Origin of the sequence: Corynebacterium sp. HMSC036E10 (assembly GCF_001836265.1) — a bacterium.
GTDB classification, from domain to species: domain Bacteria; phylum Actinomycetota; class Actinomycetes; order Mycobacteriales; family Mycobacteriaceae; genus Corynebacterium; species Corynebacterium coyleae.
On sequence record NZ_KV827996.1, the window covers coordinates 31327 to 50579 of the forward strand.

Here is a 19253-nt window from a genome sequence, read left to right on the forward strand (position 1 = left end):
TGTCTCCAATCCAGTCCACCACTAGAGAGGTACTATGTTTTTTCACCGTAATCGTGTCCTCGCAGGGGCAGTCACGCTGACCATTGCATGCTCGGTCGCGTCAGTGTCAGCCGCGTACGCTACTCCGTCACCCACCGACGCCCCCTCTATCAGCACTCAAAAAAGCAATGGTAAAGGGATTTCCACGAAGCATGCAGCGGGCACCAGCACTGAATTTGACCCTGCATTTGCCGAACAGGCACAGCAAATGGAAGCCGACCTGAAAACCATCATGTCTATTCCAGATGAAGTCCTCCTTCAAGGCGATGCTGCTACTCAAACATGGGTCCAGCAAAACCTTGTGACAGGGACACCGGGGGTAACTACTTACGCCAGTGTTCTTGGGTGTACTGGGGCAATTACGGGGATGATCGCAGGTAATTTGGTTGGAGCCGCCAAACTTCTCAAGATAAAGCGCTATATCAAAGAACTTGGAGGAGTGGCGGAAGCCGTTCGCGTCATGTGGGGGGCGAGCTTCAGCTACGAGAAGCTGCAAGCTCTCGGTGGAGCTGTCGGTGCACTCGCGGCGGAGCTCGTAGGAATCGCTGGCGTGCAGGAAAAGTGCTTCGACTAGCGCACGCATGTAGCAATAGTTGCACAAGAGGAAGATATGCTCGAAAAACTAGAGTACATAGGGTCTTGTTTGTCAATTGGGGCGGCAGTAGTGGCCATCGTTACGGGGCAGTTCGTCTTAGCGCTTGTTCTCGCAATCATCGGAGTGTGGGGACTAAAGCCAAACAGAAACCTCTCGAAGGCCCAAGAAATCGATTCGAGCCTACCCATCCCCTCAGCGTCTGCAATCAAGCAGTTCCGACAAGACAATCCGGACTTCTCGCTCACTGAATCAATTGTTGAGCTGCAGAAACGAGATGCTAAAAATGGAAAATGCGACCCTATCTAGTTTGCTTATCTTGGGAAAGTTTTACCCCGAAGCTGGCAAATTCCCTGGTTCGGGTACTGCTGGTCGTTGTCCCCCTTTTTGTTGAGGCTCTGGGATGGTGCCAAACAGATAAAACATGGACAGCGCCCCAAGCAAAAATAGAAATCAAGGCAAATGCCTAGGAACAAAACTCGGGGCACTTCAGAGTGGAAAGGTACTTTGGGTCGCGGAACAAAGCCTAAAGGTGCTCTAGTTTGAAGTGCTATCGCCTCGCTTTTCGATTGGATATCGGGGGTTCTGATCGGCCGGTTCTGGCATCGCTTTTGATTCAACGTCGATAAGTTGATAGTTGAAAATTCGATTGCTGGGTGGCGGGACGAACCGTAACTTTCATGCTTCACTGTTCTTCTATGGTTTCCATCGATGCAACTCTGGGTGCTTAATGTGTTTATTAAGGCGTTTCATTCTGGCCGCGTAGTAATAGCGCTGGTGTTGTGCTTGCTGGCTCTTACTCTGTGGGGCTTGCGCGTTTCGGTAGTCGCTCCTGTCGACATTGGCACTGGGGTGCTTTTCTTCTTGCTAGCAGCTACATTGCCTCTGGCGGCATATCGGCCTACTGTCGCCGCTCTGGGGCATCTTGCGCTGTTTGCGGTCGCAAGCTTTTCCGCTCGTTCTCCAGATTTGGTGACGTTGACGTCCGTTCTGATGGTTACTGTAGTTACTGCGCAACGCAGGTATAAGACTGGAGTAGTCCTTGCAGTTTTTACGACACTACTTGGGTTTTACTCCCCGGATAAAAAGTCGTTTAGTGTGGATTCGCAGTCTGTGACCATCTTTAGTCTCATGATGGTTTGCGCATTTGCCGTTGGGTGGTTTATCAACACGGTGAATACAAAAGAAAGGCAACGCCATCTCCAGATACGCCAACGTAAGGCAGAAGTAGCTGGGCTTCTCCATGACACGGTAGCTGCTGATCTAACTGCGCTGATAGTTAGGCTTGAAGCATTGGCGATCTCCACGCCGGAGATAGAGCAAGCTCTACAGAAGTGTGCTACCACAGCGCGTAAGTCAATAGGCGGTATTCGCGCGTTAGTGGACGAGCTCAATGCCCAGGCGATCAATCATCAGCAAGCGACTGTGCCAGCGCTAACCACGACACTGATACAAACTAATCGCGCGCTTCAGGAGGCCGGATTTCATGTTGAATCCACCGCGAATGTCAGCGTGGATCCCGGCACTGAGTCTATCGACAAGGCGCTCAGTCGATGTTTGTCTGAGGCCAGTGCCAATATCATCAAGTATGCCGTACCTGATTCCATGGTGAGAATGACTGCAACTGCAGATGCCAAACAAATCATTGTGACTCTCGCTAACACTTATAGACCGGGGCGTGGGCGAGCTGGTTCCAGCCATTTTGGTTTAGTATCTATGCAGCGAACGATTGCCGCCGTAGGCGGAAGCATGACACTGGATAGCGCTGATGCCCGTTGGTCGATTACTTTCCATGTCCCCGTCTGAAAGGTTTCGTCGTAAATATGAATTCCGTGATCTCTCTTATGCTTACCGTTAGCCTTGTGGCAGGATCCCCCGTAACAGTCGAGGTACCTCCCGCTGAGAGGAAACCGGTGACTCATACATACCAGATTATTAAGGACTGGCTGGGGTGCAGTAAAGGTCAAACCCATCCTTGGTGTAGTAAATGAGCGCCAGGATCCTCCTTGTTGATGATGATCCCGTAATCCGGGAATCCTTTCCGCTTTACTTCTCTAAAACCCCAGACCTAGAGGTTGTCGCCACCGCCGCGAACGGGCGCTGCGCGCTGACATGGCTCGATAGTCATACCTGTGACGTTGTGTTGTCCGATGTCCGCATGCCCGATATGGATGGAGTCGAATTACTGAAACAGACGAACAGTTTCGATGAACCACCTGTTTTTGTTGTGATGACAGCTTACGACACTGACGACACGATGATTACTTCTCTTGCGCGTGGGGCGTCCGGGTACGTCATTAAAGGACAACCTCCGCAGGTAATTATTCAGGCACTCAGAGATGCGCTTAACGGAGGGACCAGTCTCTCACCCCAATGCGTGAAACGGCTGGTAGCTCAATCCCCGTGGGGACGGTTTGTCGAACGAATGGCACACGCTTCATTAACCGATAATGAGGAAGCTGTCATGGAATTGTTGCGCCGAGGAAACAGCAATAGACAAATAGCAAAAGAGTTATTTTATTCTGAATCCTATATAAAGAAAATAGTGTCTTCTCTTCTGAAAAAAATGGACTGTAGCTCTAGGGCGGAACTTATAGCTCTCCTGAACTGAGCTAATTGTTTCGGCGGAGTACTTTCGCTGTCTGGAAAAAGGCTCTTGGCGTCAGCTAGAAGTCACGAAGAAGACGACCACTACAGCCACGAAGCCTGTGCAGTCCGCATTCTGCCAATCCGCAAGCCGCGGCTACGTCAAGAAAGTGACAGTCGAGGTAGATCATGTAAAAGTCGTCTTCAACGTGGCCTTCGTACGCGTACATGCGGAACATTCCCCAGTAGATGTCGCGGATCGCTTGGGCGGCGCTTGCGTGCGGGTCGTTAGTGCTTTGGTTGCGAAACATCGGTTCGATTGCCGTGGTCATGGCCCCCTTTGCAGGGTCGTCAATAGCAATATCGAACACACGAACGAGCGGCAGGGGATTAACCAGCAGAAATAAAAAGTAATACGGTTGCCTATTCGAACACTTTGGGTTATTGTGTGAAAATCATATAAAACGACCGCGACACGCAAGGTGGAGCAGATGCTTTTCGACGCCACCGTGATCCCACGCGAACCCAACCGCGTCATGTCTGGGGTGGTGCATTTACCTGCGTTTTTCACCTCTGATGAGCGGCGGGAAATTATCGAACAAGCGAGCGAATTAGTGAGGTCGGTTGCCGGCACGCCGGTGGCGATGCGCCAACCACGGGTAGGCAAAGGGCAGATGGATGCGTGGATGCTGTCGCTCGGGTGGTTTTGGGCGACGAATCCGTACCGCATGCTGCAGGAAGTTGATGGATACCCGGTACCGCCGGTGCCGGAGAATTTCCAGCGGATCGCAGGGGAGGTGATGGATCGGGCACGTGAGATCGATCCGCGGGTTGGTGAGACTCCACGTGTGGAAACGGCGTTAGTGAATTTCTACCCGCCGGGCAAAGGAATGGGCATGCACGTCGATGCGGAGGAAGAATCTGAGAACGCGGTGGTCAGCCTGTCGTTCGGTCAGGACTGTGTGTTTCGCATCGAGGGGCACGATATTCTCCTGATGTCCGGGGATGCCCTCGTGTTCGGTGGCCCAGCCCGCCGCGCGAGACACGGCGTGCTGGGGGCAAAGAAGGGGACGTCGACGCTGCTAGAAGGAAGACTCAACATCACTATGCGACAGATGGAGAAGTGATGATCGCACTGCTTGGAGTCTGGTTCGCGGCAATCGTCAGCCCAGGTCCGGACCTGTTTCAGATCATCCGGGTTGGCGCGAAGAATCGACGGGATGGCATCCTGTGCGCGCTCGGCATCATGCTGGGCAACACGGTGTGGATCGTCGCGTCGCTGGCGGGTCTGAGTGCGTTGATTCAAGCGTTCCCGGAGATCCTGTCGGTGCTGCAGATCGTCGGTGGCGCCTACTTGTTGTGGATGGGCATAGGCGCGATTCGGGCGAGCGACCCGGAGTTGCCGGAAGCGCAGCAGGTGAGCAGACCGTTCCTCACCGGTGTGGCGACGAACCTGTCCAACCCGAAGGCCGTCCTGTTCTTCGGAGCGATCTTCGCCCAGTTCGCGCACGTGGGTTGGTGGGCGGTGCCGCTGCTGGTTGTCACGGGCATCATCTGGTTCGTCGGGTTCGCACTGGCAGTCCGTGCGATGGCGTCCAAGATTGAGCGTTACGGCAGGTGGATCGACGTGGTCACGGGCATCATCTTTATCCTTCTGGCCACATGGATGCTGTGGGAGGGCCTACACTTCGGCACATGAGCGAACAAAAGGTTGCAGTAGTTACAGGTGGTTCCGCGGGTATCGGCGAGGCGACGTGCCGGGCCCTTGCCGCCGACGGCTGGAAGGTCATCGTGGCGGCTCGGCGTCTGGAGAAGTGCCAGGCGATTGCCGACGACATCGGTGGCGTTGCGGTGGAGTTGGACGTGACGGACCCGGCCAGCGTGGCAAAACTCAACGAGCTAGAGCGCGTGGACCTGCTGGTCAACAACGCGGGCGGTGCGAAGGAAACCGACTACCTGCGTGATGCGGACGACGCGGACTGGGAGTGGATGCTCGAGACCAATGTGATGGGGACGATGCGGGTCACCAGGGCGTTGTATCCGCAGCTCAAGGCATCGGAGGGGCTGGTGGTCAACATTGGATCGGTCGCGGGCACGGACGCGTACAAGGGCGGGTCCGGCTACAACGCGGCGAAGTACGGTCTGCGCGGCATGACCAGGGCGATGCGCAGGGAAGAGGCGGAGAACAACATTCGTGTGTGCGAGATCGACCCGGGTCGGGTGAAGACCGACTTCTCGCTGAACAGGTTCGGCGGCGACGAGGAACGTGCGCAGAAGGTTTACGAGGGCAACGTGAACCTCACCGCCGAGGACATTGCGGAGGCGGTGCGGTGGGTGGCGAGCCTGCCGAAGCGGGTAAACATCGACACAATGAGCATCATGCCGGTCGATCAGGCGGACCGATAGACTGTCCGGCATGCATATGGACGTGTCGATTTCGGGCGAATCAATCAAGCTCGGACAGTTCTTGAAACTGGCCAACCTGGTCGAATCTGGTGGTCACGCAAAGGAAGCGATTGCGGGAGGCGAGGTGCTGGTTAACGGCGACGTGGTCACCTCGCGGGGGCATTTGCTTCACGACGAAGACACCGTCTCGATCGGCGACGCCTCCGCAACAGTGATGACGGACTCGGACGGTGACGATTACTTCGATGAGCGCACCGCCAACGACGATTTCGATCCGGAGAAGTGGAGGAACATGTAATGCCTGCATTCGAAGGCAAGGACGGCATGCCGTTTTGGCAGGACCTGATGACCACGAACGTGCTGAAGTCCACGCACTTCTACAGCAACGTATTCGGCTGGGAGATTGTCGACGGGACTGCTCGCAAGGATGGGTTGCCGGTGGCGGGCCTGGTGTCGGCGAAGGCGGACGGTTGGGTGACGTCGTTTATGGGCGGCGGCGAGGTAGGGAAGCTCGGCGGGCGCATTCTGAGCGCGGACGGGGAGCTAACACTGTGTGAAGACCCATCCGGCGGCCTGTTCGGCCTGATGGATCCGGAGGAACGCTTCGTCGCGGCCGGTGAGCCGGGGGTGCCGGTGTGGTACGAGTTGGTGACCACGGACCAGGCCACCATCGATTTCTACGGCGACCTGTTCGACTGGGAGATCCGCGAGGAAGACGGCTACTTCCTGGCGTTTGAGGACGGTGCGCCGTTCTTGGGTATGTACGTCGGCGAGGCGGCGTCGTGGGTGAGTTACTTCGGTGTGGAAGACCTCGAGGCGGCGTGCAAGGCGGTCGAGGCGCACGGCGGCACGGTGCTCGTCGGACCTGGCGAGGGCGCGTTTGGGCCGATGGCGGGCATTGCGGACCCGAACGGTGCGCAGTGCTTCATCGTCGAGGTTGAAACACCGACGTTTGAGGAGATCAGCGAAGCGGACTCTGTGCTGTGAAACGTGTAGGGGCGGCGTTGCTGGTGGCGTCGTTAAGTTTTCCGCTGAGTGCGTACCACGTGGATCCGTCGTACAACAGGGATCGGACGGGGCTTGCGGTGGTGCATCCGGACGGGCGCGTGTCCATTTCGCCGAAGGCGGAGGAGGCCCGACCGGCGTTGTCGTTGGCGAAGCTCTACCTGGGCTACTACGTGCTGTACAACGGCACGAAGGCTGAGAAGAAGCAGGTGGAGGAGATGATCGCGTCGTCCGACGACGGGATTGCTAGCACGTTGGATGCGAAGTATCCGGAGGCGATTGATGAGATTGCCAAGGACTTTGACCTGAAGCAGACGGCACGTGGTGTGTCGTGGGGGAAGTCGCAAACTTCGGCGCGGGATCTGGCCACGTTCATCGCGTCGATTGTGTGGGACCCGGCGGCGAAACCGCTGTTCGCGGGCATGGAGAAGCAGACCGCGGTGGCGTCGGACGGTTTCATCCAGGGGTTTGGCACGGCCCGGTTGAAGCGTGTGAAGGGCTCGAAGATGGGTTGGTCAGACGACCGGGAGAGTGCGACGGGCTCGGTGTCCTGGGGTGAGATCGGCAAGGAAACGTGGGCGGTGGCCGCACTGACGTACGGCACCGCCTATGAAAACACGGTGGATACCAACGTGGGTATCAACCAGGTCAACGACGGAGATGCTCCGCGACATCCTGCACTCGACGGCGGATTTCTGCCGGTGTGGAAATGAACCCCTTGGCGTAGTACTCGGTGCCTTCGAGCCCTGAACCTGCCGGGACCTGCACGAATCCCTCTCGGTTGGTGGTGGGGAAGGTGAAGACGTAGTCGTCGGCGGTGGGGGCTGGGGTATCCCCAAGCACCCAGGCGGTGACGGGGCCGGGCAGTTGGTCGACGGCGCGTTGGGCGTCTTCTGCGCGGTCGACGTCGAGGATCGTCGTGCCGGAGAGTTCAGCGGCGGCGGCCACGTCGGGGCGCCACAGCATTTCCTTTGCGTTCGCGGGACCGTCCCACACGGATACTGCCCACGCGCCCGTCGGGTTGCTCGGCTTGAACACAACACCGAGCTCATGCTTCTCGACGACCACCTCACCCGACCACTTCGTCGCCGGCATCGCATGATCCACCGCACTGCCAAGCATGAGCATGGCGGCGTGTGTGATCCTGTCTGGAAGGAGTGCCAGGTAGTTCGGGCCGTCCTCGTAGGTCGCCTCGATGTAGGAGGCGAGCTGCTCCAACTGCAGTTCCGGCGGCAGGTCGCGCTTGACGCCACCGACGTTGAAGTTCGGGTCACCCTGTTCGTTGAGCGGGTATTCCTCTACCAAATCGTCACCCTGTCCTCGGGCTCGATCCACATCTTGGAGCCCTTCTCTACGTCGAAGGCGTCGTAGAACTCGTCGATATTCGCAGCGATGACGTTGCAGCGGAACTCGTTCGGGGCGTGCGGGTCAATGGCCAGCAGCTGTGCCGCCATCTCCGGACGGGCCTTGGAACGCCACACGCGAGCCCACGCGTAGAACAGGTTCTGGAAGCCCTCGCGGGTTTCTTCGAGGCCCTTGTCGGCGAGGTATTTCTTGTACGCCACGACGGCGATGCCGAGTCCGCCAAGGTCACCGATGTTCTCGCCGAGGGTGAACTCGCCCTTCACTCCAGAGGTGTCGGTGCCCTCCAAGACGGACGGGACGAGACCGTTGAACTGATCGACCAGTTTGGAGGTGAGTTTCTCGAAGTTGGCGCGGTCCTGTTCGGTCCACCAGGAGTTGAGGTTGCCCTGGCCGTCGTAACGCGAGCCCTGGTCGTCGAAACCGTGGCCGATCTCGTGGCCGATCACCGCGCCGATCGCGCCGAAGTTTTGGGCGGCGTCGGCATCGGGGTCGAAGAACGGCGGCTGCAGGATCGCGGCCGGGAAGGTGATGTCGTTGACTACCGGGTTGTAGAACGCGTTGACGGTCTGCGGGCTGGACACCCACTCGTCGCGGTCGGATGGCTTGCCGATCTTGCCCAGCTGGTAGTCGTGCTCAAACGCGGCACCGCGGCGCACGTTCTCGACGAGGTTGTCCGTGAACTCCAGGCCTTCGTAGCTGCGCCACTTGTCGGGGTAGCCAATCTTGGAGTTGAACTGGGAAAGCTTCTCCGCGGCCTTCTTCTTGGTTTCTTCGCTCATCCAGGGGAGGTCGGCGATGCGGGTGCGGTAGGCGTCGATAAGGTACTGCACCAATTCCAGCATCTGCTCCTTGGACTCCGGCGGGAAGTGGCGCTTGACGTATTCGCGTCCGATGTCCTCGCCGATGAGGGATTCTGCGAGGGCCACGCCGCGCTTCCAGCGGTCGCGCTGCTGGGTCGCGCCGGAAAGCTTCTTGCCGTAGAACTCGAAGTTTGCCCTTCCGATCTCCTCGCTGAGCACGCCGGCGCGGGAACGCAGGATGTTCCACGCAGCCCACAGCTGCCAGTCGGCGAGCGTTTCGCGGCGCAGCATTGCATCCAGATCCGCGGTGTAGGAGGGCATCATGTCGATGACGCGGCCGTCGGGGAGGCCGGAGGCGCGAAGCATCTTCTGCACCAGCGGCGGCATGTCCGAGAGTTCGGCCGGGTTGTAGGTGGCGATCGCGTCGCGCGACTTCACCACATCCCAGTGCGAATCCGCCAGCGCCTTCTCCACATTGATAATGCGCTGTGCGGCGATCTCCGGGCTCAGGCCCAGCAGGTACTTCGGGGCGAGGAACTCGAGCATGCGCGCGACGTGCTTCTCATAGTCCGCGAGCGTCTGTGCGTGTTGTTTCTCGTGGTAGTAGGCCTCGTCGGGAAGCCCAAGCCCCGATTGCACGAGGTACGGGACGGAATCCTCGCCCTGGGAATCCTTCTCCACCCAGTAGGTCAGCGGTGCGCCAATGCCTGTGCGCTCCAAGAGCCCTAACTTTTCGACGAACTCCTCAACGCTCGCCACCTCAATCAACTCCAAGTCGGCGTTGAGGGCGTCGATGCCTGCAGCGTTGACCGCATCCACGTCCATAAAGGAGGTGTAGAGGGCGTTGCCGTCCGCAAGAATGGCGTGGACATCTTCCTCCGCCTTATCGCGCAGGGCGTAAAACGCGCCGTCAATGCCGCGGTCAGCGGGGATTTCGTGGTTGGCGACCCACTCGCCGTTTACTACTTCAAAGAGGTCATGCATGCCACCATGCTACGGAATTGGCACCTGGATCGGGGCCAAAGATTGCTCGATAATCCAGTTGGATGCCTCCCGCTGCTGGCCGAGGGTGTAGCTGCCGTGCAGGCGGATGTCGTGGAACACGGTGAACGTACCCAGCCCAAGGGAGCGGAAGAGGTTATTGAACTCCGCAAACGGGATCTGGCCCGCCGCCAGGTTGGTGCGCATCGCCGGGGAGACAAGACCACGGTGCGCCTCGTTCATGTTGCACACCAGGTCACCGGCGTTGCAGATCTCCAGCACGCGGGGGCCGAGCTCGCCGTAGCCCTCCGGGAGCGGGCCGAGGGACCCGCGGGCGTGCGGGGAGGTGCCGTGGGACAGCACCGCACCGTTGTCGCCCTGGTACGGGTTGGCAAACAGTGCCACACCCGAGACTTTCTCCGGCGCGATCGGGCCGCGACCGTGCGCAATATCGCTGGTCAAGCGGGCGGCGATGTCGGCGCCGAGGGAGTAACCGGTGAAGGAGAAGCGGGCGTCCGGGCACGCATTGGCTAGGCGGGTGACAGTTGCACGCGCCTTGTTGTAGCCAGTGGCGGACGCCTGCTTGTACGGGGTAGCCGCGAACGGGGTGGAGCGGTACGAAACCCAGACTGGATCGATCTCGCCGGCGGTGCCGAGCTTGGTCAGGATGCCCGTCATGAATACGTTGCCACCGTGCGGCACGTAGTCGGGGATCCCCTCAGCCGTGTTCGCTCCGCCCGGCACCGCAACCAGGTAATGCGCGGAGCACCCCTGCTGCTTGAAGGGCTGTGCTTCCGCAGTGGTGGCGGCCAGGACGCTGAGGGCAGCGACGCAGGCTGCGAGAACATTTCTGAGTTTCATGACATGTGCATCCTAACCCTGCTCGTCAGGGTTTCGCACCTTCATCGGTCCGGGGGTGTACAGGCCGGAACGTGTGGTCACCTCGGTGTCCACGTGCGCCAACTCAGGAACGTCGCCCGCAGAATTACGGCGCGGCTCGTACTGCGCCACCGAACCCCAGTCGCGCTGCCAATCGTCCTTGAGGTAGCCCGGGATCTCATACGAGGTGTTCACGGCCTCCGCAGGGGCGAGCGCGCCGCCGCCGAGGAAGTCCATGAAGCCAGAGAGCTGCTGCTTGCCCGGGCCGTCCGGCATGACGCGGAACTCCGGAATCTCGGTGACACCGTTGGCGTGGAAGAACGGGCGCTGGCAGGGGTATTGGAACGCGACGGTCCAGTCGAGCAGGCCCGGGGTGTCGGAATCGAAACGCTCAGACAGTGGGATCAGCTTCGGGTTGCGCAGTGGCGTGACCGCCAGCCAGTCCTTCTCCGCAAGGGAGGTGTCCTCGCCGACGAGACGCACCACGTTCGCCTCCTCCGGCAGGTCCGCCAGCGGGAAGCGCAGGTTACGCCACAGCGGGGTTGGCCCCTGGTCGAGCATCTCTACCTCGCCGAGCTTGCGCACCACACCGTCCTTGTTGGTGCCGTACTCCAGCTTCAGCTCGGTGCCTTCCTGCTCCACGCCATTGATGTCGTGGTGGGCGATGCGGCCGGCGACGGAGGTGACCAGGAGGGGGCGGTCGTCGCTAAGCTGCGGCAACTCGTACCACGTGGTCTCCAGCGACGCGGACTGCTTCGGCTCATCATCGAAGGTGCCGGCAACCGGAATGCGGTTGTAGTCCAGGCCGAACGGCAGGCGCACGGTCGAGCCGTTCACGCCGCGCATCGAATTCGGACGGTTGCCCTGGGTGTTCACGCGGGAGGTGGACTGGGCTTCGTCGGAAGCGGGATCGACGTCGGCGGTGTCGTCGTCAGACTGTGTGTCGCTCAGCGTGCGGTCCGAAGTATCGGCCGTCTCCGAAGCGATGAACGCCGGCACGCCGTCCGGAGTGAAGCCGATGTTCTTGCCCGCATCCAGGGACTTGCCCAGTGGAACGCCGCCGACGGGGGTGAGGAAGGACTCGTTCGTGTCGTCCTCCAGAAGCACGTCGCCGCCGAGGGCACACACGTCGCCCTTGAACGACTTCACGTTGCCCATACCCACCGAATACGCCGGGGCTTGGGAGACGAACGACTTCACAAACGTCAGGCACGAGAACGTCACCATGAGGATCGCAAACACGGCGATCGGCGCAGCCATCACGCCCGACCAACGGGTGCTGATCGCGCGCGGGCCGCGCATCGACTGCACCACACCAATTGCGAACACCACCAGGGCAATCGCCAGCACCACGGTGTTGGCCTCGATGGCCTTGAACTGCACAGTGCGGTCCCACCACGGCACCGCGAACGAGGACACGTACCACCACGCGTTCCAACCCGCCAGGGTAAACGCCATGAGGAACAGCACCGCAGCCATAGCGAACGTGCGGTTGCGGTCCGACTTCATCGCAATCCGGGAGAGCACCACCGCACCCACAGCCGCGATCGCACCGCCGAGACCCGCGTAGATGCCGAAGTGGTGCGTCCACTTCGTCGGGGTGAACAGCAGGAAGAACGTCGCCATGCCAAGGATCAGCATCATGCGCTTGGTCGTGCCGGTGGTCTTGTCGCCCTTCGCCAGCGCCCACAGGATCAGGCCGGTGCACAGCAGCAGCACGAACATGGGGAAGCGGCGCGACATGGAGCCGTCGACGGTCTGCTCGAGAAGCGTTGCGTAGCGGGTCCACTCCTCAAACCAGCTCAGGGCAGGGCCGACCTCGGAGCGCACCTTCGTCGCCTCGAGCACGGTGGCCAGAGTTTGGTCGTGGAACACCGGCACCATCACCGCCAGGCCCGCGCCCATAAACGGCGCGACGTAAGAAATTCGGGGCTGCGGGCGCGAACCGATCATGCGCAGCACCGCAGGCAGCGAAATCAGGAACACGCCAACCGCTGCGAGGCCGGTCGGGCCGCACGCCAGGGTAAACGCGGCGGTCACGGTGCCCCACGCTGCCGGGGTGAGACGGTTCGTGGCAATCGCGCGCTCGAACAGCGCCCAGGTAGCCATCAGGCCAACGGCGATGATCGGCTCCGGGCGGGTGCCGTTGTTGTACGGCAGCCAGAACGCCAGGAACACAAACGCCGCCGTCCAGTGGGCGACCCTGCGCTCGGCGACCTCCGGGCCCAACTTCGGCAGGATCTCGCGCGACAGCAACCACCACGTGCCAAGCGCTGCAAACAGGGCCGGCAGGCGCATCCACATCGACGCGGTGGTGACCTCCGACAGCAACGACAACACGTCGTAGAACGGGGAGCCGAACGGGGCCTCCGGCACGCCGTACCAGCGGTAGTAGTTGGCCATGTAGTCCGTGTTCGCGGCCACGCGCGCCATGGTCAGCAGGAAGCCATCATCGGAGGTGTTCGCGCCGAAGATGTGCCAAAAGCCAAGGACACCGGCCACGACGCCGTCGAGAGGCTTCAAGCCCTTTGCTTGACGACGACGATAGCGCGCCGGACCATCCAACTTCCTCAACGCCCACAAACTGACCAGGGCGCTCAGCAGGCCGCCCCACATCGCAATGCTCTTGATCAGCGTCGGGGAGGACGTGAAGCGGGAGTTGATGTTCATGTGGGCGGCAAGGCCGTCGTCGATAAGCGTGTGCTTATTCTCAAGCTCCGTGTACATGCCTGTGACCTGCGGGCGGTAATCATCCTCGCTGGTCTCCGAGTGAGACGTGCCGGGGATCTCAACCGTCGTTTCCTCGTGCGTCACGCTGACGTGCAGCTTCGCATCGTCGGGGAGGTTGCGGACTTCGTCTGGGGTGAGCTCGAAAAGTACGTCGTTGAGGGAAGTCACCACCAAACCGCCGTCGGGAGCGGTGATGAACAGGCCACGGTCCGTCGCCTTATTCGACGACTCCGGCAACGTACCGAAGATCAGACTCTGGCCCTCACGCAGTTCGCCGACGCTGCTGGCCGGCACCGTGACCTCAAGGTCCTGCGGGGCCAACGAAATCAGCGGTGCGTTGATCGAACCAACCGTGTCGTTCTGCGGCCACGACACGCTCGCCTCCGTCTGCTTCACCGGCAAAAACGGGGTGAGCAGCAGAAGCACAAACGCGATGAGACCAGAAACGGTCGCAATAAGACGAGTAGATCCAGTTTTCACTCCGGTCACCTTACTTCCTCACCGCGACAGCAAACGGTCCGATGAACTTCACGTCCCAATTCGCCTTGTCAAACGCCTCCGGGTTGAAGAACAATCCCTGGTAGCGCACGTTCGGCTGGCTTGGGTAAATGTCGTGGGCGATGTGGGTCTTAAAGTCAGAATCCTCACTGCCGCGGAAAATGAAGGCAGTCGGCGGCTCCCACTGACTGTTGTCGATAGCCTCCGTGAACTTCTTCGGGTCGTCGTAAGAAATCTGCGACCACGACTCCAGCTCACCGTTGCGCTGCTCGAACTCGCCGAGCGGGTTAGCGTAGTGGCTGGTAAACGCGTTGAAGCCGAAGAATGGCTGGAAGGCCATGAAGTTGATCTCGTCGGTGTAGATCACCGCGTCGTTCTTCATGTGGCCGTGCTCTTCGATGTAGTCGGCGATCTCGTTGTAGTACTGGCCCGCATCCGGCGGGAAGCGGTCCGCGCGCTCGCCGTAGCCGTCGGTATCGGCGTAGGCCTGGTCGATGTACGCCTCGTTCTTCACCGCAATGTGCTGCACCATCTGCAGCGACGCCACAGCCACCAAAACGATCGCCACCACGTTCAGGGCGGCCTTGTTCTTCACCTTCCGCTCCAACCAGGTCAAGCGGAAGTTCGCTACCGCAATCACGCCGAGGGTGGCAAACAGCAACACAACCAGCACCTCGAGGCGGAAGCCCAGCAGGGAGGTACCCAGCAGCGTGATTGCCATGGAGGCGAGCGCCCACACGTAGCTCACGCCAATCGCCGCGCCCAGGGAGGCGATCTCCGGGTCGCGGAACCGCACGATAAGTCCAATGAGGCCGAACAGGCACAGCAGGCCTACCAGGGACAACGACAGGAACGGCAGGGCAAAGTAGGTGCCCTCGATGGGCAGGAAGTGGTTCGCGGTAGATTTCAGCGCCTCGTCACCGGTGACTACACGCCAGATGTACGGACCCCACGAGATCGCAGCGATGGCCATGGAGGCGAACCCGACGATGAACAGGTGCTTCAGCGGGGTCAAGGTGCGCTCGCCGGTGAAGAACATCACCACCGCGATCACCACGACCGTCAGCGCGCCAATGGCGGTGAACAGCGTGTAGAACGACGCGGAAATGCCCAGGTAGATCGTCAACGCGGCGGTGGCTGCCCACGAGCCACTCAGCGCCCTGTGGGCCCACACCGCAGCCGCTGGGAGGAACATCGCCACGATTGCCGCGTAAGGCTCCTCTGGGACTTCCGTCAGCACGATCGCGGTGGTCACCACGGCAATCGCGGTAGCAACCGGCAGGGAACCGACGAGCCTGCGCCAGATCGGCGTCAGCATCGCCGCACCCGCCGCCAGGGTGGCAATCGCGTACGGCTGGTACACCTCCCAACCGTCCATACCCAGCACGTTGGCCACGCGCCCGCCAACCCAGAACCAGCCCATGGGGTAGAAGGTGGGCAGGTCCTTGTAGGCCATGTCCGCGTGGCCCAGGTTTTCGGTCATGCGGGACAGGAACTGCGTTCTAAACCCCTGGTCAACCTGGATGCCGTCGAGATACAGCTTGGTGGCAGATAGCGGAATGCCAAGCGTTGCGACGACCAACCCCGCCGGCACCAACGCCATCACCGCAGAAATAATCCAGTGCTGCTTCCCGCGCGTCCACAGCACCGCCAGCACAGCGGCGATGCCCAACAGGACGAACGACACACCGGTGGCCAACGACCTGGTCACCATGGAGGTATTGAACGCCGGCAGCGAGATCTGGTGCAGCACAAACCACGCAGCAAGCGAGAGAATGCCGCCTGCGAGCCCCGCCGCGACGGTACGGACGGCTGCCTGCCCCGGTGACAGCTCGTCGGGATGATAAGCGGTAGTCATGCGTAATAGTGTCGCATACGCTGCCGACACTCACCCCACGCCACGTTCCGCCAGGTACATGAGGATGGCGCGGACGCGACGGTTGTCCTCGTCTGGGGTGAGCCCCAGTTTGGAGAAAATGCTGGACACGTGCTTCGCCACCGCCGCGCCGGAGAGGTAGAGCTTGCCCGCGATCTCACTGTTGGACAGGCCTTCTGCCATAAGTTCGAGCACCTCCACCTCGCGAGGGGTGAGCGTGGTTAACCAGCGTGAGCTCGCCGCCATGAGTGCGCCCGCCACGTCCGGGTCGATGACCACGCCGCCGCCTGCCACGGTTTCGCAGGCCTGGATGAAGTCCTTCACCTCAGCGACGCGGTCCTTGAGCAGGTAGCCGGTGCCGCCGTCGCCGTCCGCAAACAACTCACGGGCATAAGCAGGCGCGACGTATTGCGACAGCACCAGCACATTCACTGGGCCGCGTTTGCGCAGTTCCAGGGCGGCTTGGAGGCCGTCGTCACGCATGTTCGGCGGCATGCGCACGTCCGTGATCACCAGGTCGGGCCCATACTTATCGACGACCCCCAGCAACCCATCCGCACACTCCACCTGCGCCACAACCTCGTGGCCGCGCCGGGTGAGCAACCCTGCAACACCCTCCCGCAGCAGCGCGGAGTCGTCCGCGATAACGATCCTCATGGCGCAATCCCACTTTCTCCTCGGAACAACAGCAACGGAATACGTGCGGTGACGGTGGTCGGCCCACCGTCCGGCGAGTGCAGCTCCATCTCACCGCCGAACGCCGCGATGCGTTCTCGCATACCCTCCAGCCCGCCGCCGGGCGTGATTCGTGCGTTGCCGCCTCCCTGGTCGGTGACGGAAACATTCAGGGTGTGGTCGCAGGTCACGAGCACGCTGACGTTTTCCTTGGGTGCATGCTTCGCGGCGTTGGTTAAGGCTTCGGTGGTGAAGAAGTAGGCGGCGGCGGTGACGGAGGCGTCGATACGCGGCAGCTCGTGCGGGGCACGGACCGTGACATGCGGGCCGTGCTGTGCGGCGGCAGTCTCGATCGCGGCGACCAGCCCGTGGTCCGACAGCTCCCGCGGGTGGATGCCACGTACGGTTCTTCTGAGTGCGTCGAGGCCGTTGTGGAGGTCGCGGGCGGCGTCGTCGAGAAGCTGCGATGCAATGTCCAACCTTGCCTCGCCCAACTTCATCGCGGCAGCCACAAAATATTGCTGCGCGCCGTCGTGCAGGTCGCGCTCGATGCGCAGCCGCTCCACCTCATACGCCTCCGCGATCCTGCGCCGCGAAACCGTCAGTTGGTGGATTTTGGTGGCAGCTCGCTCCTCGTGTTTATGTCGCCGCATGGCCCCGAGCGTAGCCAGGTAGAGCTAGCACTACCCATATTCGGGAGCCAGGGCCATAGTGCTTATCGACGACCACCTGTGGAATAGAAACCATGCTTGAACTCAACGACATCACGAAGTCCTTCACCCAACAACGGGTCCTCGAAGGCATCAGCCTGACGGTTGGCGGCGGCGAATCCGTCGCGATCATGGGTCCCTCTGGCTCCGGCAAATCGACCCTGCTGCACTGCATGTCCGGCGTGCTCGTACCCGACGACGGCCAGGTGCGCTTCAACGGCCAGGACGTGTCGGCCATGAACGACGCCGAACGCTCGCGCCTGCGCCTGGAAAACTTTGGCTTCATCTTCCAAGACGGCCAACTGCTGCCGGAGCTGACCGCCACCGAAAACGTCGCCCTGCCGCAGATCATGCGCGGGGTGCCGCGTGCGGAGGCGCACGCCGAGGCCATCGACATGCTGACCCGGTTGGGCTTGGGCGCCTTTGTGGACCGGTACCCGGGGCAACTCTCCGGCGGCCAGGTGCAGCGCGTGGCCATCGCCCGCGCCTTGGCCGGGCCGCCATCGGTGGTGTTTGCCGACGAACCGACGGCGGCGTTGGACCAAGCCACCGGGCACGAGGTCATGCAGCAGATCGTGGCAATCGCGCAGAAGTTCGGCGTCACCCTCGTGCTGGTCACGCACGACCCGAAGATCGCCGACTGGTGCAGCCGCCGCGTCGAAATCCGCGACGGCCTGATCCACTCGGAGGTGGCGCGATGAGTGCAGTGACGTTGATGCGCTCGGCGGTGTCGCAGACAAGCGAAGGGCGCTCGCAACGGCAGATCGGCGAACGCTGGGTCCGCGCGTTGTCGCTGGTGGCGGTAACCGTAGCGACCTGGATGCTGTGCACGCTCATGGGCGGCACCTGGATGTTCCTCGCCCGCGACCTGCACCCGCATGAGGCGCTCGTGGAAATCGCAGAGTCGATGGGCGGGCCGATTTCCACGGCGTATATCTTCCTCGCGCTGTTCGCGTGCGTGCTCCTCGTGCCGAGCCTGCTGGGGCTGCTCACCCAAGCCGCACGGGCGAACCTCGGCGGGCGCGAAGAACACCTGGCGGCGCTACGCCTCATCGGCGCGACAGCCGGCGAAGTGCGCGGGATGATGATCTTGGAGTCCCTGCGCCAGGCCCTGGTTGGGTTGGTGCTCGGGTCGGTGCTCTATGTGGTCACGAGTCCCGCGTGGTCGCTGCTGACTTTCCAGGACAAACCCGTCGGCGCCTGGGAGATGCTCACCTGGTGGGTCATCCCCATCGCGTGGATCGTGGTGTTGGTACTAGCCGCGTGCTCAGTGTGGCTTGCCTTGCGACGAGTCGCCGTCACCCCTCTCGGCGTCACCAAGAAAATCCCGCCAAAGGGACAAAACATGATCACGCTGGTGCTGTCACTGGTTGGCGCGGTGGTGCTGTACCGCTACCTCAGCTCGCTGACTATCGCTCCGCAGGCAGACGCGTTGGAGTTCGGCGCCTTGTTGGTCGTGGCAGGCGGCGTCCTTACTGTCAACGCATTGATCGCCGTCGGCGTGATCCAACTCCTCGCACGCCTGAGCTACTGGGTCCCCGGAGCTGCGAATTACGTGGCCACGCGCCGGGTCGGCCGAGGCGCGAAAACCACCTGGAAGCGAGTGACCGCCCTGTACTTCGTGGCGTTCATCGGCGGCGTCGGCGCCTGGATCTCCGCAGTACCGGACATCGAGGACGAGCCCGCCCTGAAGATGATTACGGGTGATATTCCCTCCGGCGTGGCCATCACCGCCGTCTTCGCGGCGGTCCTGTTGGTGTCGTCCACGCTGCTCACCCAGGCACTGTCCGTGGTGGAGCAGAAGCAACTGACCAAATCGCTCTACTTCATTGGCGCGCCGGCCGCGTTCCACACCAAGGTTGCCGTGCGCGAGGTTGGGGTTCCCATGCTGGTGGTGGCCCTGCTGGGATTCGGCATGGGCAGCCTGATGGGCACCATCATGGTCATGGTTCACGTCAACGTGCTGGACAAGGTGGCCCTGTTCGGCGCGCTTGTTGCGGTCGCGCTGGTTGGCTGTGTCCTGGCGGTGGTGGGGACCGGTCGGCTTCGCGAGCAAGTGCTGATGGGGATGGGCCGCGCCAAGGACTAGAAAATAGTTCCCGGGGTGTGAA

General features: G+C 61.2%; 19 protein-coding genes. 11 read left to right on the forward strand and 8 right to left on the reverse strand.

Annotated features, from left to right (window positions below; all coding sequences use genetic code 11):
- Window positions 1-34: 34 nt before the first annotated feature.
- The 3 genes from HMPREF2736_RS10795 to HMPREF2736_RS10810 all read left to right on the forward strand — a co-directional run bounded on the left by HMPREF2736_RS10795 (window position 35) and on the right by HMPREF2736_RS10810 (window position 3242).
- Window positions 35-613, forward strand: a complete 579-nt coding sequence (locus HMPREF2736_RS10795; protein WP_083279376.1) for a hypothetical protein — start codon at window positions 35-37, stop codon at window positions 611-613.
- 729 nt (window positions 614-1342) lie between these two features.
- The gene (locus HMPREF2736_RS10805; protein ID WP_070829744.1) at window positions 1343-2437 is read left to right on the forward strand and encodes a sensor histidine kinase; all 1095 of its coding nucleotides are present in this window, start codon (window positions 1343-1345) and stop codon (window positions 2435-2437) included.
- 181 nt (window positions 2438-2618) lie between these two features.
- A complete protein-coding gene (locus HMPREF2736_RS10810) occupies window positions 2619-3242 on the forward strand; it encodes a response regulator (RefSeq protein WP_070484946.1) in 624 nt (207 codons plus the stop codon).
- A 55-nt stretch (window positions 3243-3297) separates the two neighbouring features.
- Here HMPREF2736_RS10810 and HMPREF2736_RS10815 read toward each other — a convergent pair whose 3' ends face one another.
- A complete protein-coding gene (locus HMPREF2736_RS10815; protein WP_070829746.1) occupies window positions 3298-3549 on the reverse strand; it encodes a hypothetical protein in 252 nt (83 codons plus the stop codon).
- Between the two features lie 159 nt (window positions 3550-3708).
- Between HMPREF2736_RS10815 and HMPREF2736_RS10820 the strand changes: the two genes are divergently transcribed.
- The 6 genes from HMPREF2736_RS10820 to HMPREF2736_RS10845 are packed head-to-tail and all read left to right on the forward strand — an operon-like array spanning window position 3709 to window position 7341.
- On the forward strand, window positions 3709-4344 hold the full coding sequence (locus HMPREF2736_RS10820) for an alpha-ketoglutarate-dependent dioxygenase AlkB (protein ID WP_070829748.1): 636 nt from the start codon (window positions 3709-3711) through the stop codon (window positions 4342-4344).
- Window positions 4344-4916 (forward strand): LysE family translocator, encoded by a 573-nt coding sequence (locus HMPREF2736_RS10825; protein ID WP_070421988.1) that lies wholly within the window; start codon window positions 4344-4346, stop codon window positions 4914-4916. The genes HMPREF2736_RS10820 and HMPREF2736_RS10825 overlap by 1 nt, the downstream gene beginning before the upstream one ends.
- Window positions 4913-5623, forward strand: coding sequence for an SDR family oxidoreductase (locus HMPREF2736_RS10830; protein WP_070829750.1), 711 nt, complete (start codon window positions 4913-4915; stop codon window positions 5621-5623). The genes HMPREF2736_RS10825 and HMPREF2736_RS10830 overlap by 4 nt, the downstream gene beginning before the upstream one ends.
- Window positions 5624-5639: 16 nt before the next feature.
- Window positions 5640-5921, forward strand: coding sequence for an RNA-binding S4 domain-containing protein (locus tag HMPREF2736_RS10835; RefSeq protein WP_371326004.1), 282 nt, complete (start codon window positions 5640-5642; stop codon window positions 5919-5921).
- On the forward strand, window positions 5921-6610 hold the full coding sequence (locus HMPREF2736_RS10840; protein WP_070829752.1) for a VOC family protein: 690 nt from the start codon (window positions 5921-5923) through the stop codon (window positions 6608-6610). Before HMPREF2736_RS10835 ends, HMPREF2736_RS10840 begins: the two co-directional genes overlap by 1 nt.
- Window positions 6607-7341 carry a hypothetical protein gene (locus HMPREF2736_RS10845; RefSeq protein ID WP_070820007.1) on the forward strand — a complete coding sequence of 245 codons (735 nt, stop codon included), beginning with the start codon at window positions 6607-6609 and terminating at the stop codon, window positions 7339-7341. Before HMPREF2736_RS10840 ends, HMPREF2736_RS10845 begins: the two co-directional genes overlap by 4 nt.
- On the opposite strand, the gene HMPREF2736_RS10850 is transcribed toward HMPREF2736_RS10845, so the two are convergent.
- The 7 genes from HMPREF2736_RS10850 to HMPREF2736_RS10880 are packed head-to-tail and all read right to left on the reverse strand — an operon-like array spanning window position 7277 to window position 17085.
- Window positions 7277-7933, reverse strand: coding sequence for a hypothetical protein (locus HMPREF2736_RS10850; RefSeq protein ID WP_070829756.1), 657 nt, complete (start codon window positions 7931-7933; stop codon window positions 7277-7279). The two genes, HMPREF2736_RS10845 and HMPREF2736_RS10850, sit on opposite strands and share 65 nt — an antisense overlap.
- The gene (locus HMPREF2736_RS10855; protein ID WP_070829758.1) at window positions 7927-9777 is read right to left on the reverse strand and encodes a M13 family metallopeptidase; all 1851 of its coding nucleotides are present in this window, start codon (window positions 9775-9777) and stop codon (window positions 7927-7929) included. The genes HMPREF2736_RS10850 and HMPREF2736_RS10855 overlap by 7 nt, the downstream gene beginning before the upstream one ends.
- A 9-nt stretch (window positions 9778-9786) precedes the next feature.
- Window positions 9787-10635 carry a cutinase family protein gene (locus tag HMPREF2736_RS10860; RefSeq protein ID WP_070829760.1) on the reverse strand — a complete coding sequence of 283 codons (849 nt, stop codon included), beginning with the start codon at window positions 10633-10635 and terminating at the stop codon, window positions 9787-9789.
- Between the two features lie 12 nt (window positions 10636-10647).
- Window positions 10648-13863, reverse strand: a complete 3216-nt coding sequence (locus tag HMPREF2736_RS10865) for an arabinosyltransferase domain-containing protein (protein WP_246822149.1) — start codon at window positions 13861-13863, stop codon at window positions 10648-10650.
- Between the two features lie 10 nt (window positions 13864-13873).
- Complete coding sequence (locus HMPREF2736_RS10870) at window positions 13874-15739, reverse strand: galactan 5-O-arabinofuranosyltransferase (RefSeq protein WP_070829764.1); 1866 nt, start codon at window positions 15737-15739, stop codon at window positions 13874-13876.
- Between the two features lie 30 nt (window positions 15740-15769).
- Entirely contained in the window at window positions 15770-16414 is a 645-nt protein-coding gene (locus tag HMPREF2736_RS10875; protein ID WP_070421998.1) for a response regulator transcription factor, read from the reverse strand.
- Entirely contained in the window at window positions 16411-17085 is a 675-nt protein-coding gene (locus HMPREF2736_RS10880; RefSeq protein ID WP_070829766.1) for a sensor histidine kinase, read from the reverse strand. The genes HMPREF2736_RS10875 and HMPREF2736_RS10880 overlap by 4 nt, the downstream gene beginning before the upstream one ends.
- Window positions 17086-17177: 92 nt before the next feature.
- On the opposite strand from HMPREF2736_RS10880, the gene HMPREF2736_RS10885 reads away from it, so the two are divergent.
- Together HMPREF2736_RS10885 and HMPREF2736_RS10890 are read left to right on the forward strand one after the other, a co-directional pair.
- Window positions 17178-17843: an ABC transporter ATP-binding protein gene (locus HMPREF2736_RS10885; RefSeq protein ID WP_070472485.1), complete on the forward strand. Its 666-nt coding sequence runs from the start codon at window positions 17178-17180 to the stop codon at window positions 17841-17843.
- A complete protein-coding gene (locus HMPREF2736_RS10890) occupies window positions 17840-19231 on the forward strand; it encodes an FtsX-like permease family protein (protein WP_070829768.1) in 1392 nt (463 codons plus the stop codon). Before HMPREF2736_RS10885 ends, HMPREF2736_RS10890 begins: the two co-directional genes overlap by 4 nt.
- Window positions 19232-19253: the final 22 nt, after the last annotated feature.